Raw genomic sequence first — 14,157 nt, forward strand, 5'->3', positions numbered from 1 at the left:
ATTATATTTTTGACAAATTTCTTTGGTGACCATGGAGGAGAGGGTACACCCGAACCCATTCCGAACTCGGTAGTTAAGCTCTCCATCGCCGATGATACTGCATAACGTCATGTGGGAAAGTAGGCCGTCGCCAAAGATTGCTCACAAAACGCCCCTCGCCGCTCAACAGCGCGAGGGGCGTTTGTTTTTGTGCGCTGTTCTCGTTGCGGTTGTGCGCGGTACTCGTTGCGTTTGTGCGCTGCCCGCGCACTGACCAGCTGTCCTTGCCCGTAAGCCGCCACCCGGCAATGGGTAGTGTTAGAGGTGGTCCCCATTGTGTAGCCGCCAAATGGTTATGCACGGGCTGGGCCTCAAGGCGCTGGCGTGGGACTTGCGAGCGACACATGCAAAGATGCCGGGGCGGCAAGCACCGTGCAGAAGAGCAGGCCGTCGCCAAATAGTCCTCCAATGCCTCGCGCCTCTGCATTGGGCGGTTTTCGTCATCATCCTATTTGCCGAGTTTGGCCAGCAGCGTTTTACGGTTGATGCCTAGGCGGCGGGCAGCTTCGCTTTTGTTGCCGCCCACCTGCTCCAGGGTGTCCTGCACGGCCAGGCGTTCAATTTCTTCCAGCGTCATGTGGGCGAAGTCCGGCCGGGTCGCAGTGCGGGTGGGGTCTTCGGCAGCGATGAGCGTGGGCGGTAACTCTCTTTCACTGACATAGTCGCCCACCAGCAGCACTACGGCACGCTCCACAGCGTTTTCCAGTTCGCGCACATTGCCGGGCCAACTGTGCTTGAGCAGCCGGTCCATGGCCGTGGGGGTGAACCCTTTGACGGTTTTGCCGTTGCGCTGCGCAAAAAGTTTCAGAAAGTGCATGGCCAGCAGAGGGATGTCTTCCCGGCGATCGCGCAGGGGCGGCAAGGTCAGGGCCACCACATTGAGGCGGTAGTAGAGGTCCTGGCGAAAGCGCCCTTCGGCCACTTCGTGAGCCAGGTCTTTGTTGGTGGCGGCCAGAATGCGCACGTCCACCTTGAGGGGCTGGTCGCCGCCCACACGCTGGATTTCCCGCTCCTGAATGACGCGCAGCAGCTTGACCTGCATGGAAAGGGGAATTTCGCCAATCTCGTCCAGAAAAATGGTGCCCTTGTGGGCGGTCATGAAACGGCCTTCGCGGCGTTTTTCCGCACCGGTAAACGCGCCTTTTTCGTGACCGAAAAGTTCCGATTCCAGCAGCGTTTCCGTCAGAGCCGCGCAGTTGACGGCCACATAGGGACCGTTGCGGCGGGCGCTGTTGGTGTGGATAAGCCGGGCCATCACTTCCTTGCCCGTGCCCGATTCGCCGGTAATAAGCACCGTGGCCTCGGAAGGGGCGATGGCCGCAGCCAGATCCAGCACCTGGCGCATAGCCGGGCTTTGCCCGATGATCTGCCGGGCGTCGAAAGCTGAGGCCAGTTCGTGGCGCAGGCTGCGCACTTCGTCCTTGAGCGTGGCGTGGTCCAAGGCCCGCTGCAGGGCCAGCTTAAGCACGTCAAAGGCCAGAGGTTTGGTCAGGTAGTCATAGGCCCCGGCCTTGAGGGCCTCTACCGCCCCGGCCACATCCGAGTAGGCCGTCATGATCAGAATGGGAATGGCCGGATTATAGGCCTTGATGGCCCTGGTGGCCTCCACGCCATTCATGCCGCCCATGCGCACATCCATCAGGATAAGATCAAAGGGCCGTTCGCGGCAGAGGGCCACGGCGGCCTCGCCGTTGTCCAGGCCTGTGGGGGCGTAGCCCCATTCTTCCAGTAGCGCCTGGAGCATCTCGCGGTGGTTGCGGTCGTCGTCCACCACCAGCAGCTGGATGGATGTTTTGGCGTTCATGACTGTTCCTTTTCCGGCGGTTCGTGGGGCGTGGCTACCGGGGTTGCGCTCCGGTTCGCGTCTGCATCTTCCATATTCGCATCGTTGGCGTCAGTGTTCGGACGCAGAGGCAGAATGAGGGTAAATTCCGCGCCTTGGCCGGGCGTGCCGCCCACATTGGCCGCATGCAGCCGACCCCCCAGGCCTTCTACAATCTGCAGCGCAATGGAAAGCCCCAGCCCCGTGCCCGAAGGCCTGGTGGTGAAGTAGGGTGTGAAGATGGAAGACAGGGCCGCCTCGGCAATGCCCGGCCCTGTGTCTGTGACCGTGATGCGATACAACGCATTGCCCGGCAGGGGCGTAAGGCAGACTCGCAGCGTGCCGCCAGAGCTCATGGCCTGGGCTGCATTAAGAAAGAGGTTGAGCAGGGCCTGGGTCAGGCGCTCGGCGTGGATAGGCACGTTGGGGAAGTCCGGCGGCAGATCCTCTGTCACGCGTATGCTCTTGGCCTGCAGATCCGCTTCTGCCAGGCGCAAAGCGTGCCGGATCACCGCGCGTACGTCTCCGTCGCTGCGGGGCATGGCTGCAGGCCGGGCAAACTGCAGCAGTTCGGAAACGACCCGGTCCAGCCGGTCCACTTCGTCCACCATGCGCCGGGCGGCTTCTTCCTCCCGTCCTCCAGGCGTAAGTCGGCGAGCCAGATATACGGCCACGCCCTTGATGGTGCTCAGCGGGTTGCGGATTTCGTGGGCCACGCCTGCGGCCAGGTTGCCCAGGGCGGCCAACCGGTCGTGGCGTTGGGCCTCGGCCCGCAGGCGTTTGACTTCAGTGATGTCGCGCACGGCAAAGACATGTCCCAGGAAGACCCCTGTTTCGTTGCGCACGGCGGCCGCACTCAGGCTAACGGCGGTGGGATCGCGCCCCGGCAGATGCAGGCGGGCTTCGCGGTCGGGGATTTTCCCTTTTTTGGTCAGCTCATGGGCCAAGGCGTTCCAGTCCAGACCTGGCAGGCCGCGCAGGGGCGCGCCCACGGCCTGATCGCGCACAAGGCCCAGCATGTCCAGAGCCGTGGCGTTAATGAGGGCGACGCCACCGGCGGGGTCGCTGGTGATAAGCCCCAAGGGCAGGTTGGCTACCACTTCCGCGGCCATGGCCCGCTGGTCGCGCAGCAGGCGTCGCGAACGGCGATAGTTGTGGGCCCAGAACAGGGAAACCACGGCGGCCAACGCCAGCGCTGCCACCAGAGCGGCACTGACCAGCGTGTTGCGGCGGTCGGCGGCCAGGGTTGCCTCAAACGGGCGCATATCCAGCCCGACCATGGCCAGGCCAAGCGTGCGCCGCACCTGCGGCAAAAGGATGCTTCCTGGCGGCGGGGGCGGCCAGACGCCGCGCTCTTGCGGGATTGCCGGGGCGTTCTGCGCATCGGGGTTGCGGCCCGGTTCCAGGCCGAGCCCTGGCCCCATGCTGCGGCCGCGCATATGCCCCATGCCCCGGCCCATGCCGTTGCCCGGATGTGTGGCGTGTTCGGGCTGCAGAGGGGCAAACAGCCGGTAGACTTCAAAAATTTTGCGATCTCCCCACTGACGCACGCGCCAGGCCGGGCGGTCGCCCACTTCTTCCGGCGGCGGCAGGACTCCGGCGGCCTGTTCCGGCGTGAGGGTTGCCGCGTCGTTGTGGACCAGCATAAGGCCGCCGTTGCCGGCCACGGCCATAAACACGATGCCCGGCTGTTTGGCCGTTTCCATGAGCAGGGGCTCCAGGCTGCGAAAATTATCGGCAGGGCGGCAGAAGCCGGAGCGCCCGCCCGCCTCCAGTGCCCAGATCAGGGCCTCGGCCCTGTCCACCATATTGTGGATCATGGCCGCGCGTTCCCGCTGGCTGCTGCGGACGGAAAGCACTGTTACGGCGGCGCCCAGAATCAGGGCCATGCCCAGCAGCATCCACGGGGACAGGCCGCGTAGCCGCAAAAAGCGGGGAGAAGACAACATCGCTCGCATGGTATGTCCTCGGCCGCGGCTTCACGGCCGGGGCGTGTAAGAATGGCAGCGCACGGGGCATGGCGCCGCAGGCTCTCCTTGCAATAGGTATTTTTTACGCACATGGCAAGATGTTTGGAAAATTTTGGATAGCGTAGCTCGAATGTGGGTAAAATTAGGACAACACCCAGGATTCTGTTTGTGCTGCGCTCATGTCCTGCTGTTGTAGTTTTATCTTTTATTTAAATATGTTGTGCTAATATTTGGGCTATTGGCACGCCCCTTGCTGTATGTCTGGCAACGGCGGCGCACAGCGGTCGGACACGGCAAAGGGCCGTGGCTGACGACGCAAACTGCCGCTGCAAGGATTAATATATGTTCGGGTGCTTTTCAGATGGATTTATGGGCGGAGGCGGCTGGCCGGGCATGCTGGGCATGCTCCTGCTGCTGGTCCTGGCGGGATGGCTCATCTACGGCTTGGTGAATTCCCGCCGGCAAAATCACGGCGACCGGCGCGATTCGCTGGAAATCCTCAAGCGCCGGCTGGCTTCAGGCGAAATAAGCCTGGAGGAGTTTGAAAACCTCAAAAAAGTGCTCTAACCCCACACGGCACGCGGACCAGCGGAGAAACTATGGGAATGCGCGGCACAGTGTTGTTGGGATTGCTGGCCCTGGCAGCGGCCTTATTGAGCGGCTGCCACGGAGCACCGGGGCCGGGTCGGTACGGCGGGTGTGACGGGTATTGGACCCCGCCCGCCGTGCAGGCCCCCCCGCCAGGGGGCCCAGGCTCCCGCCGGTGAGGAAACGTTTTTTTATGATGCGCGGCCTCGGCCGCAAAAACACAAAGGATATACGACCATGAAAAAGACTCGGATGAGCATAGTGACGCTTTCTCTGGCCCTGGCGGCCACGCTGGCTTTTGCCGGCATGGCGGCGGCCCGGCCCCATTATATGGGTGGCCCCGGCGGCCTTACGGTAGAACAGATGACAGCTATGCAGGAGTTGGGCCAGCAGTATGGTCAGAAGATGCAGCCCCTCATGCAGATGCAGTGGGCCAAACAGTCTGAACTGGAGGCGCTGTACGCGGCGGGCGCCAAGGACGATGACGCCAAGGTGCAGTCCGTCCGCAAGGAGCTGACCGACATCAGCAACAAACTTTACGCCGCCGATGCCGACATGCGCAAGCAGATGCAGGATAAGGGCATCCCCTACATGGGCGGCATGGGCATGATGGGCCGCGGTTTTGGCCCTTGCGGCGGCTATGGCCCGCGTGGCGGCATGATGGGCCCCGGCTACGGCCCGCGTGGTCACATGGGCTACGGCTCGCACGGCTACGGTCATATGGGCTACGGCGGCTACGGCGGCATGATGGGCCCCGGCTATGGCCCTGACAGCGACGAGCGCTGATCCCCGCCGACGTCGCCACGGGCCGGATGCAATGCCCCTGCAGGTCCGGCCCTGAGAAACTTCCCCCCTTGTCCGGCCATATGGACACAAACCCCTCCTGAACACGCCAACCTCAACCCCTGCGGCCTCGATGCTCCCCGGCGTCGGGGCCGCAGCTTTTTAGGGCATTGCAACGTTGCAATGCCTGGCGGTTGCGAAAGCAGGCGCCCGCCGCTGAGGCGCAAGCGCAATTCATTTGCGCGGGTCAGCGTCGGAACGGGTGTCCGTAAACGTTGGGCACATATATTCGCAAAAGTAATCTTTCTAGGTGTAGAGTTTTTGCGGCGTGGGGCAACCCCTGTGTGCGCAAAACAAACGGGCCGTCGGCATTGCCGATGGCCCGTTTGCGGGATGCCGCTTGAAAAGGGCGGTCGCAGCTCAGATCAGATAGTCCCCACGGTTGAACTTGATTTTCTCGGTGGTGGTGAGCACTTCCAGTTCGTTGAGCAGGGAGTCGAAGCCAGAGCTCTGCCCGCGCAGGGTCGTAGTGCTGTCCTTCAGCGCGGCGACCTGCCCGTCAATGCCCTGCAGCAGCTCGTAGGCCTGCTTCAGAGAGCCTTGATCTCCGGCGCCCAGGGTCTGCACATAGGTGTCCCACATATCCAGCGTGCCGGCGGCCTGGGATACGGCGTTCTCCAGGCCTGGCAGTTCGGGGGAGGCAGTTGCGGCTGCGGTGGCGGCCTGGGCGTCGGGCGCTTCGGCCAGCAACATCTGGCTGATCAGCGCGGCCTGAGAGGCCTGGGCTGTCTGCCCCACCTGAGCGGACGCGGCGGACGTGTCTTCTGTCGGGCTCAGCTGTTCGGCCAGGGCGGCGGCAAAGGCGTTGCCGTCGCTTTTCTGTCCAGCGGCGGCCCTGGCGGCAAGCTCTTGCTGTCGCAGCAGGGCTTCCAGTTGTTCGTTCTGAATCTTCATGACGCCTCCAGGGGTTGGCATTGCCGTATGGGCAGGCAAATGCAAAAACTTTGCCAGAAATAAGTCTAGACATAAGCCCCCGGTTTTGCAACATCGGCTTGCCCCTAAGGGGAAAATTTTTCCCTTCCGCCGCCATTCTATGGAAAAGACTTGTATATCGCTGTAAAAACCCCTACGATTTACTCCAGGTAAAGGCAAAAATCCGTGAGCGGCGGTTCGTGCTGTAGAGGCGGGGCGAACCGCGTCGTCCCGACCTTGTGAAAAACCTCTCTGCGTTCCGAGAACAGGAGTTTGCCATGAAGGAAATCAAGAAGATACTGTGCGCCGTAGACCTTTCTGACCACAGCAAGGACGTGGCCGAATACGCTTTTCTGCTGGCCCAAAAACTGGGCGCCAGTGTGCTGGTGGTGTATACCGCGCCTTCCTTGAGCCAGTATGTGGGCTTTCATGTGCCGCCCAACACTATTGAGAACTTTGTGGGCGAAATTGTCACCGGCGCGGAAAAGTCCATGGAATCTTTTGTCGCCGAAAATTTTTCGGGCGTGGAGGCCAAGGGCCAGGTGCTTATTGGCTACGCCGCCGAGGAAATTCTCAGCCGAGCCAAGGAAGAAGAGGTAGATCTGATAGTTATGGGCACCCACGGCCGCAAAGGCATTGACCGCATCCTGTTCGGATCCGTGGCTGAAAAGGTGGTCAAGAACGCCGACATGCCCGTGCTGACTGTGCGGCCTACGGATCTTGAGGACTAGGGCAGCTTCACTTTGAAGTTGCTCTGACGGCTGCCTGAGCAGACGTCCGTTTTTGTTCAGGCCCCCGCCCGCCGGGGGCCTGCCTTTGTTCAGCCAAACTGGAGTTTCCATGACCCCCAGCAGCGTCCGGGCGGAAATTGCCGGGCTCAAGCCCTATGTGCCCGGCCTTTCCATTGCAGAAATTCAGGAAAAATACGGTCTTGCCCAGGTCATTAAGCTGGCCAGCAACGAAAATCCCCTGGGCACGCCGCCCCTGGCCGTGGCGGCCGTCCGCCGTCACGCGGAGGGGGCCTTCCGCTATCCTCAGGGCGGCAACCCGCGCCTGGCCGCCGCCTTGGGCCGCCGCCATCAGGTGGACCCCGCGCAAATAGTGGTGGGCAACGGTTCGGACGAAATACTGGACCTGCTCATCCGGGTACTGGCCGTGCCCGGGCGGGATAATCTGGTCTGCTGCCGGCCCTGCTTCAGCATTTATCCCATCCAGGGGCAGATCTGCGGGGTGGAGGCGCGCCGCCAGCCCCTGCGCGAGGATTTTTCCTTCGATTTTGACGGCATGCTCAACCTGGTGGACCAGCACACCCGGCTTATGTTTGTGACTACGCCCGACAATCCCTCAGGCTATTGTCCCCCCCGCGCGGATGTGGCCCGCCTGGCCCGCGAGCTGGCGGCCCGCGCCCCCCAATGCCTGCTGGTGGTGGATGAAGCCTATATGGATTTTGCGCCGGACCCGGCCGGGGCTTCGCTGCTTGAAAGCGGCGAACTGCCGGAAAACGCGGCCTTTATGCGGACTTTTTCCAAACAGTACGGTCTGGCGGGCCTGCGCCTGGGGTACGGCGTGCTGCCGCGCGAGCTGGCGGACTATCTCTGGCGCGCGCGTCTGCCTTTTTCTGTCAATATCCTGGCCGAAGAGGCCGCCCTGGCCGCTCTGGAGGACAGCGCCTTTTACGCCGCCACCCAGGAAGCTGTGCACACCGGGCGGGACACGCTCACTGTGGGGCTCACGGCTCTGGGCTGTACCGTGTGGTCCAGCGCGGCCAACTTCCTTATGTTCCGCCTGCCCGAAGGCGCGCCCGCTGCGGCGGTCTGCTTTGAGGAACTGCTGCGCCGCGGCGTCATCATCCGCCCCCTGACCAGCTACGGTCTGCCCGATCTGCTGCGCGTAAGCGTGGGCGATGCGCGGGAAAACCGCGTTTTCCTTAATGCCCTGGACGACGTCTTGACGGCGACCCACGGCCGGGGAGGCGCGGCATGAGCGTTTTCCTTCCCATAGTGACTCTGGACGGTCCCGCCGGCGTGGGCAAAACCACGCTCGCCCGGCGTATGGCCGAAAGCCTGGGGCTGGCCTATCTGGACACGGGCGCCATGTTCCGGTGTCTGGCCCTCAAGCTGGGGCCGGGCGCGGAAACTCTGCCCGAGGAGGAACTGCGCGCCCGTTGCGGGCAGTACGCCTTTCGTCTGAGCGGGGCCGGGCGGGGCTCCACCCTGTTCTGCAATGATGTGCCTGTGCGGGGCGAGGTGCGCACCGAGGTCGTGGGCATGCTGGCCGCGCGCATCGCCACCGTGCCCGTGGTGCGCGAGGCCCTGCGCGCTATCCAGCGGCGTATGGGCGAGCGCGCTCCCCTGGTGGCCGAAGGCCGCGACATGGGTACGGTGGTTTTTCCCGACGCGCGTTTCAAATTTTTTTTGGATGCAGACCCGGAGGTGCGCGCGGTGCGTCGTCTGCGTGACCTGGAAAATCGGGGACAGAGCGCGGATCTGCACAGCCTTACGGACCAGATCCGCCGCCGCGACGCCATGGACCGCAACCGCGCCGTGGCCCCCCTGCGCCCGGCCCAGGACGCGTTGGTGGTGGATACGTCCCACCTGGATATCGAAGGCGTGCTGGGCGTCATGCTGCATCATATTGACGTACACGGCGGCGCACGCGCTTTGCGGCCGGTGGCGGACTGAACCCCGGTGGTGCGGCAGGCGCGGCAGGCAGTGGGGCCGTCCGCAAAAAAATCCGGACCTGGCGTCCGGCACAGGGCTAGAGCAGTTAGCGAATGAAATGAGCTAACTGCTCTGCAAGGATTTTCTTGAAAATCCTTGCCACGAAATGCGAGAAGGCAGGCTTTTGCCTGCCGTAAGCGAGCATTTCAAGTGTTAAATGCTCTAACGGCTTGACGCGGCGGGAACATATCCGCAAAGAAAGCGCTGTGTGATGGGCAGAGAGTCTGCCCTTTGCGGTCCGTGCCCGCCCTGGCCCGGCCCCTTTTTTTGTGACGGCGTCTTGTGCCCCGGCGGCCAGGGTGCTAACATGCCGCTGCCGCCGGAGAGACCGCGCGGCTTTCGGTTCAATGCAACTTCAAGGAGCTCCCATGTCGGAACTGCGCACGCCGCTCACCGCCTGGCACGAGGCGCACGGAGCCAAAATGGCCCCTTTTGCAGGCTGGCTTATGCCCATCCAATACGAGGGCATTCTGGCTGAGCACCAGCACACCCGCCAACACGCCGGACTGTTTGACATCTGCCATATGGGCGAATTTCTGGTGGAAGGGGCCGGTGCGGACCAGGCCCTGCCCCAGGCCGTCAGCCACAACCTGCAGACGCTCGCTCCGGGCAAATGTCGCTATGGCTTTATCCTTAACGAAGCGGGCGGCGTGTTGGACGACGGCATCATCTACCGCTTTGGGCCGGATTCCTTCATGGCTGTGGTCAATGCCGCCTGCGCCGCGGGCGATTTTGCCACTCTGCGCGCCCGCCTGCCCCAGAGCGTGCGGCTTACCGACGTTTCTGCAGACACGGCCAAAGTAGACCTGCAGGGGCCGGAATCTCTGGCTGTGCTGGAGCAGGCCCTGGGCGAAAAATTTCATGATCTTGGCTATTTTGCCTTCCGCAAAACCCAGTGGCAGGGCGAGCCCCTGTTGGTGAGCCGCACAGGCTACACGGGCGAGCTGGGCTACGAATTGTACCTGCCTGCCGCCAGAGCCGTGGAGTTCTGGGAGCATCTGCTGACCGACGCGCGGGTCAAACCCGTTGGCCTGGGCGCGCGCGACACCCTGCGCCTGGAGGCCGGTCTGCCCCTGTACGGGCACGACCTGGACGCGGAGCATACCCCGGCGGAAGCGGGCATGGGGCGCATGCTTACCAGCGCGGCCGACTATGTGGGCAAGATCGGCGCGCAGACCGTGCGCCAGGTGCTCACCCCGTTGAGCCTTGAAGGCCGCCGCGCCGCCAGGCACGGCGACGCCCTGACCCTGCCCGACGGCACGCCCGTGGGCCAGGTGACCAGCGGCTCTTTCGCCCCATCGCTGGGTCACGGCATTGCCCTGGCCTGGGTGGACGCGTCCCACGTGGGGGCCGAACATTTTGTGGTCCATGCCGCAAAAACGGCACTGCCTGCCGTGAAGGCGGATATCCCCTTCTACAAGGCCGGCACGGCMAGGCAGAAATTGGCGTAAACCCGCCGCAACGGCGGCACGTGAACTTCAGTTTTTTTGAGGAGCAGAACATGGCCAGCAATCCCACAGATCTTCTGTACAGCCAAAGCCACGAATGGGCCCGCCTGGAAGGCGACGAGGCCGTTGTGGGCATCACCTTTTTCGCTCAGGAATCTTTGGGCGACATTACTTATGTGGAACTGCCCGCCGTGGGCGACGCCCTGGGCGAGGACAAGGAATTCGGCACCGTAGAATCGGTCAAGGCCGCCAGCGACCTTATTTCGCCCGTTTCCGGCACGGTAACGGCCGTTAACGCGGCTCTGGAAAACAATCCGGAGCTGTGCAACAGCGATCCCTACGGCCAGGGTTGGTTACTGCGGGTCAGGCTGGACCACAAGCCCGGCGGGCTCATGGATGCGGCGGCCTATGAAGCGTACTGCGCTTCCGTGGCCCACTAGCGTTTTTGCCGCCCCCGTCGGTTCAGAGGCTGCAGCCCCAATGCCCCCTTTGTGGCGACGGCGCGTCCGCAAGGACTCAGGTTTTCCCCTGCGGTTTTCTGCGGCGTTGTGCACCAACGGCAACCGTTTCGGGGGAGGAGTGCGGGGGAGGGACGTTTCCTCCCCACGTTTCTCCCCCGCAAAAAGTTTTGTCACCCATATGCTGCGGCGCAACGGCTTTCTGTTGCGCCGCGCCGTTTGCGCAAGGAGCAACCATGCCGTATATCCCCCACACGCCTGAAGAGCTGCGGGAAATGCTCGATGTGGTGGGCGTGCGCGCGCTGGACGACCTGTTTGCCGACATCCCGGCCAGCATGCGTCCCCGCCGGTTCGATCTGCCCAAGGGGCGGAGTGAAGCCGCCGTGTGCGCCTATTTTGAGGATCTCGCCGCCCGCAACCGTACGGACCTCACGTCCTTTCTGGGTGCGGGCTACTACGCCCACGACATCCCCAAGGCCGTGGACGCCCTGGCCGGGCGCAGCGAGTTCTACACCGCCTACACCCCTTACCAGGCCGAATGTTCCCAGGGCACGCTGCAGGCCATTTTTGAGTTCCAGACGGCCGTAAGCCGGCTGATGGACATGGACTGCGCCAACGCTTCGGTCTATGACGGCGGATCCGCGCTGTTCGAGGCGGCCATGATGGCCGTGCGCAGCACCAAACGCCGCGTACTGGTGGTGGACGAAGCCGTGAACCCCATCTGGCGGGTCATGCTGGCCACCTACATTTCCAGCCTGGACGTGGAGCTCAGAACCGTGCGTCAGGAGCGGGGCGTGAGCCGCGTGAAGGCCCTCAAGGCCGCCATCGACGATCAGACCGCCGCCGTGCTGGTGCAGAACCCCAACTTTTTCGGTGCGGTGACGGATTTTACCGAGGTCTTTGCCGCGGCGCGCGCGCATAAGGCCTTTGGCATCATTTCCGTGTATCCGGTCATGCAGGCCGTGCTTAAAACCCCCGGCGAAATGGGCGCGGACGTGGCCGTGGCCGAGGGCCAGAGCCTGGGTCTGCCCCTTGCCTTCGGCGGCCCCTATCTGGGGCTTATGGCCTGCCGCAAGGAGCATATCCGTCAGTTCCCCGGCCGTATTGTGGGCCGCACTACGGACGTGGACGGCAAAACGGGCTATGTGCTCACCCTCCAGGCGCGGGAACAGCACATCCGCCGGGCCAAGGCCACGTCCAACATCTGCTCCAACCAGGCCCTCTGCGCCTTGCGCGCGCTCATCCACATGAGTCTGCTGGGCCCGGAAGGGCTTACCCGCCTGGCCGAACATAATATGGCCCTCACCCGCTACGCCGTGGAACGTCTTACGTCCCTCAAGGGCGTGGAACTGCTCAACGACGCGCCCTACGGCACAGAAGTTGCCTTGCGCCTGCCCGTGCCTGCCGTCCGGGTGGTAGAGGCCCTCACCGCCCACGGCTGCGTGCCGGGCTATGCCGTGGGCCGGTATTATCCCCAGATGGAAAACGTGCTGCTGTTGGCCTGCACCGAGCAGAACAGCCGCGCGCAGATCGGCATGCTTGCCGAAGCCGTGGGAGGTCTGCTGTGAACACTATTTTTGCCAAATCCGTGCCCGGGCGCTGCGCCTGCCGCCAGGAAAGCGACGCCCCCAGGGCGGCGGACATGCTGCCCCCCGCCTTGTTGCGCGCGCGTCCGCCCCGGCTGCCCCAGTGCTCGGAGCTGGACGTGGTGCGCCACTTTACCGAGCTTTCGCAGCGCAACTACAGTGTGGACGCCAACTTTTATCCCCTTGGCTCCTGCACCATGAAGTACAATCCCAAGTTTACGGAATATGTGGCCGCCTTGCCGGGCTTCAGCCGCCTGCACCCCCTGCTGGCCCAGTCCGGCCGGGGGGCCGCCTGCGTGCAGGGCGCGCTGCAGTGCCTCTACGAGGCCGAGGCCCTGCTTTGCGAGGTGACGGGTATGCGCGCCTTCACCTTCCAGCCCATGGCCGGAGCCAACGGCGAGTTTACGGGCGTGAAACTTATTGCTGCCTACCACAAGGCCAAGGGCCGCAACCGTAAAAAAATGCTCATCCCTGATGCGGCCCACGGCACCAATCCGGCTTCGGCCGCCCTGGCGGGATTTGAAGCTGTCAATCTGGTTTCGCGCGACGGCATGGTGGATCCGGAGGCCGTGGCCGCCGCTGTAGCCGAACACGGCGAAGATCTGGCGGGCATCATGATGACCTGCCCCAACACCCTGGGCCTTATGGAAACCCATCTGCCCCGTATTGTGGAGCTGCTGCACGGGGTGGATGCCCTGCTGTATTACGACGGCGCCAATATGAACGCCATTCTGGGCAAGATGCGCGTGGGAGACGCGGGTTTTGACGTGGTGCACCTCAACGTGCACAAAACCTTTGCCACGCCCCACGGCGGCGGCGGCCCCGGCGCTGGCCCCGTGGGCGTGAGCGAGCGCCTGCTGCCCTTCCTGCCTGCGCCCCGTGTGGCGGCGCGTGAGGACGGCAGCCTGTTCCTGGACTACAACCTGCCCCAGTCCATGGGGTATATGGGGCCGTTTTACGGCAGCTTCGGCGTGGTGGTCAAAGCCCTGGCCTATATGCTGCGTCTGGGAGGAGAGGGCCTGACCCGCGCGGCAGAATATGCGGTGCTCAACGCCAACTACTTGAAAAAGAAGCTGGAAGATGTGCTGGATGAGCCCTACAAAGACCGCTTCTGCGCCCACGAGTTCGTGGCCTCGGCCCCACAGGGGCTGCGTGCTCTGGACATAGCCAAGGCCTTGCTGGAGCGCGGCATCCACGCGCCCACCATTTATTTCCCGCTCATTGTGCACGAATGCCTTATGGCCGAGCCTACGGAAACGGAAAGCAAACAGACTCTGGACGCCTATGTGGCTGCCCTGGAAGATATTGTGGCCCAGGGCCGACGCGACCCCGAAAGCCTGGCGCGCGCGCCGGAAGGCCTGCCTGTGCGTCGGTTGGATGAAACGGCCGCCGCGCGGCATATGGTGCTGACCGAAGACATGGGCTAGAGCAGTTAGCGAATGAAATGAGCTAACTGCCCTCCAAGGATTTTCTTGAAAATCCTTGCCACGAAATGCGAGAAGGCAGGCTTTTGCCTGCCGTAAGCGAGCATTTCAAGTGTTAAATGCTCTAAGACTGCTGGCCCGGACATATGGACGGCCGGCCCTCCGCAGTGGGGGCCGGCCGTCTTTTGATTTTGCGCTGTGGCGTATTGCGCTGCGCAGCGTGGGCCAGCCGCCCGAAAGTCTTTGCATTATCGGCTGTAATGGCGTAAAAAAAGAAAAAAATCACATTGTACGCTCAGGACAAAAACTGGTGGCGGTCTTGGGCCCGGCGGGCACAAGCGTCAAGT

12 protein-coding genes and 1 rRNA gene are annotated in these 14,157 nt (G+C 63.2%); 10 read left to right on the forward strand and 3 right to left on the reverse strand.

Translation table 11 applies throughout. From position 1 onward, the window contains the following. Nucleotides 1-21: 21 nt before the first annotated feature. A 5S ribosomal RNA gene (rrf, locus tag EB812_RS05700) occupies nt 22-136 on the forward strand. Nucleotides 137-487: 351 nt separating this feature from the next. Here rrf and EB812_RS05705 read toward each other — a convergent pair. Both EB812_RS05705 and EB812_RS05710 read right to left on the reverse strand, forming a co-directional pair. Further along, a complete protein-coding gene (locus EB812_RS05705) occupies nt 488-1,843 on the reverse strand; it encodes a sigma-54-dependent transcriptional regulator (RefSeq protein WP_118229257.1) in 1,356 nt (451 codons plus the stop codon). Further along, the gene (locus tag EB812_RS05710) at nt 1,840-3,819 is read right to left on the reverse strand and encodes an ATP-binding protein (RefSeq protein WP_130957922.1); all 1,980 of its coding nucleotides are present in this window, start codon (nt 3,817-3,819) and stop codon (nt 1,840-1,842) included. Before EB812_RS05710 ends, EB812_RS05705 begins: the two co-directional genes overlap by 4 nt. Nucleotides 3,820-4,173: 354 nt before the next feature. Here EB812_RS05710 and EB812_RS05715 point away from each other — a divergent pair, with 354 nt between their 5' ends. Together EB812_RS05715 and EB812_RS05720 are read left to right on the forward strand one after the other, a co-directional pair. Further along, nucleotides 4,174-4,398 (forward strand): SHOCT domain-containing protein, encoded by a 225-nt coding sequence (locus EB812_RS05715; RefSeq protein WP_118229255.1) that lies wholly within the window; start codon nt 4,174-4,176, stop codon nt 4,396-4,398. Between the two features lie 258 nt (nt 4,399-4,656). Next, nucleotides 4,657-5,205: a hypothetical protein gene (locus EB812_RS05720; RefSeq protein ID WP_118229254.1), complete on the forward strand. Its 549-nt coding sequence runs from the start codon at nt 4,657-4,659 to the stop codon at nt 5,203-5,205. A 417-nt stretch (nt 5,206-5,622) separates the two neighbouring features. On the opposite strand, the gene EB812_RS05725 is transcribed toward EB812_RS05720, so the two are convergent. Beyond that, on the reverse strand, nt 5,623-6,156 hold the full coding sequence (locus EB812_RS05725; protein ID WP_118229253.1) for a hypothetical protein: 534 nt from the start codon (nt 6,154-6,156) through the stop codon (nt 5,623-5,625). A gap of 296 nt (nt 6,157-6,452) precedes the next feature. On the opposite strand from EB812_RS05725, the gene EB812_RS05730 reads away from it, so the two are divergent. From EB812_RS05730 to gcvPB, 7 genes are all read left to right on the forward strand, one after another. Beyond that, a complete protein-coding gene (locus tag EB812_RS05730; protein WP_118229252.1) occupies nt 6,453-6,905 on the forward strand; it encodes a universal stress protein in 453 nt (150 codons plus the stop codon). A 109-nt stretch (nt 6,906-7,014) separates the two neighbouring features. After that, nucleotides 7,015-8,157: a histidinol-phosphate transaminase gene (hisC, locus tag EB812_RS05735; protein WP_118229251.1), complete on the forward strand. Its 1,143-nt coding sequence runs from the start codon at nt 7,015-7,017 to the stop codon at nt 8,155-8,157. Next, on the forward strand, nt 8,154-8,855 hold the full coding sequence (cmk, locus tag EB812_RS05740; RefSeq protein WP_118229250.1) for a (d)CMP kinase: 702 nt from the start codon (nt 8,154-8,156) through the stop codon (nt 8,853-8,855). Before hisC ends, cmk begins: the two co-directional genes overlap by 4 nt. 407 nt (nt 8,856-9,262) lie before the next feature. Then, nucleotides 9,263-10,345 (forward strand): glycine cleavage system aminomethyltransferase GcvT, encoded by a 1,083-nt coding sequence (gcvT, locus tag EB812_RS05745; protein WP_118229249.1) that lies wholly within the window; start codon nt 9,263-9,265, stop codon nt 10,343-10,345. 50 nt (nt 10,346-10,395) lie between these two features. After that, a complete protein-coding gene (gene gcvH, locus EB812_RS05750) occupies nt 10,396-10,782 on the forward strand; it encodes a glycine cleavage system protein GcvH (protein WP_118229277.1) in 387 nt (128 codons plus the stop codon). Between the two features lie 254 nt (nt 10,783-11,036). Beyond that, a complete protein-coding gene (gene gcvPA / locus EB812_RS05755; RefSeq protein ID WP_118229248.1) occupies nt 11,037-12,368 on the forward strand; it encodes an aminomethyl-transferring glycine dehydrogenase subunit GcvPA in 1,332 nt (443 codons plus the stop codon). Then, on the forward strand, nt 12,365-13,813 hold the full coding sequence (gene gcvPB, locus EB812_RS05760) for an aminomethyl-transferring glycine dehydrogenase subunit GcvPB (protein ID WP_118229247.1): 1,449 nt from the start codon (nt 12,365-12,367) through the stop codon (nt 13,811-13,813). Before gcvPA ends, gcvPB begins: the two co-directional genes overlap by 4 nt. Nucleotides 13,814-14,157 lie beyond the last annotated feature (344 nt).

It is taken from the genome of Desulfovibrio legallii (assembly GCF_004309735.1).
GTDB lineage: Bacteria > Desulfobacterota > Desulfovibrionia > Desulfovibrionales > Desulfovibrionaceae > Desulfovibrio > Desulfovibrio legallii.

What these genes read in the sequence shown, in the direction of transcription:
- EB812_RS05730 (WP_118229252.1), top strand. Translation starts at nt 6,453, where the DNA reads ATGAAGGAAATCAAGAAGATACTGTGCGCCGTAGACCTTTCTGACCAC.
- EB812_RS05725 (WP_118229253.1), bottom strand. Translation starts at nt 6,156, where the DNA reads ATGAAGATTCAGAACGAACAACTGGAAGCCCTGCTGCGACAGCAAGAG.
- gcvPA (WP_118229248.1), top strand. Translation starts at nt 11,037, where the DNA reads ATGCCGTATATCCCCCACACGCCTGAAGAGCTGCGGGAAATGCTCGAT.
- EB812_RS05705 (WP_118229257.1), bottom strand. Translation starts at nt 1,843, where the DNA reads ATGAACGCCAAAACATCCATCCAGCTGCTGGTGGTGGACGACGACCGC.
- hisC (WP_118229251.1), top strand. Translation starts at nt 7,015, where the DNA reads ATGACCCCCAGCAGCGTCCGGGCGGAAATTGCCGGGCTCAAGCCCTAT.
- cmk (WP_118229250.1), top strand. Translation starts at nt 8,154, where the DNA reads ATGAGCGTTTTCCTTCCCATAGTGACTCTGGACGGTCCCGCCGGCGTG.
- EB812_RS05715 (WP_118229255.1), top strand. Translation starts at nt 4,174, where the DNA reads ATGTTCGGGTGCTTTTCAGATGGATTTATGGGCGGAGGCGGCTGGCCG.
- EB812_RS05710 (WP_130957922.1), bottom strand. Translation starts at nt 3,819, where the DNA reads ATGCGAGCGATGTTGTCTTCTCCCCGCTTTTTGCGGCTACGCGGCCTG.
- gcvH (WP_118229277.1), top strand. Translation starts at nt 10,396, where the DNA reads ATGGCCAGCAATCCCACAGATCTTCTGTACAGCCAAAGCCACGAATGG.
- EB812_RS05720 (WP_118229254.1), top strand. Translation starts at nt 4,657, where the DNA reads ATGAAAAAGACTCGGATGAGCATAGTGACGCTTTCTCTGGCCCTGGCG.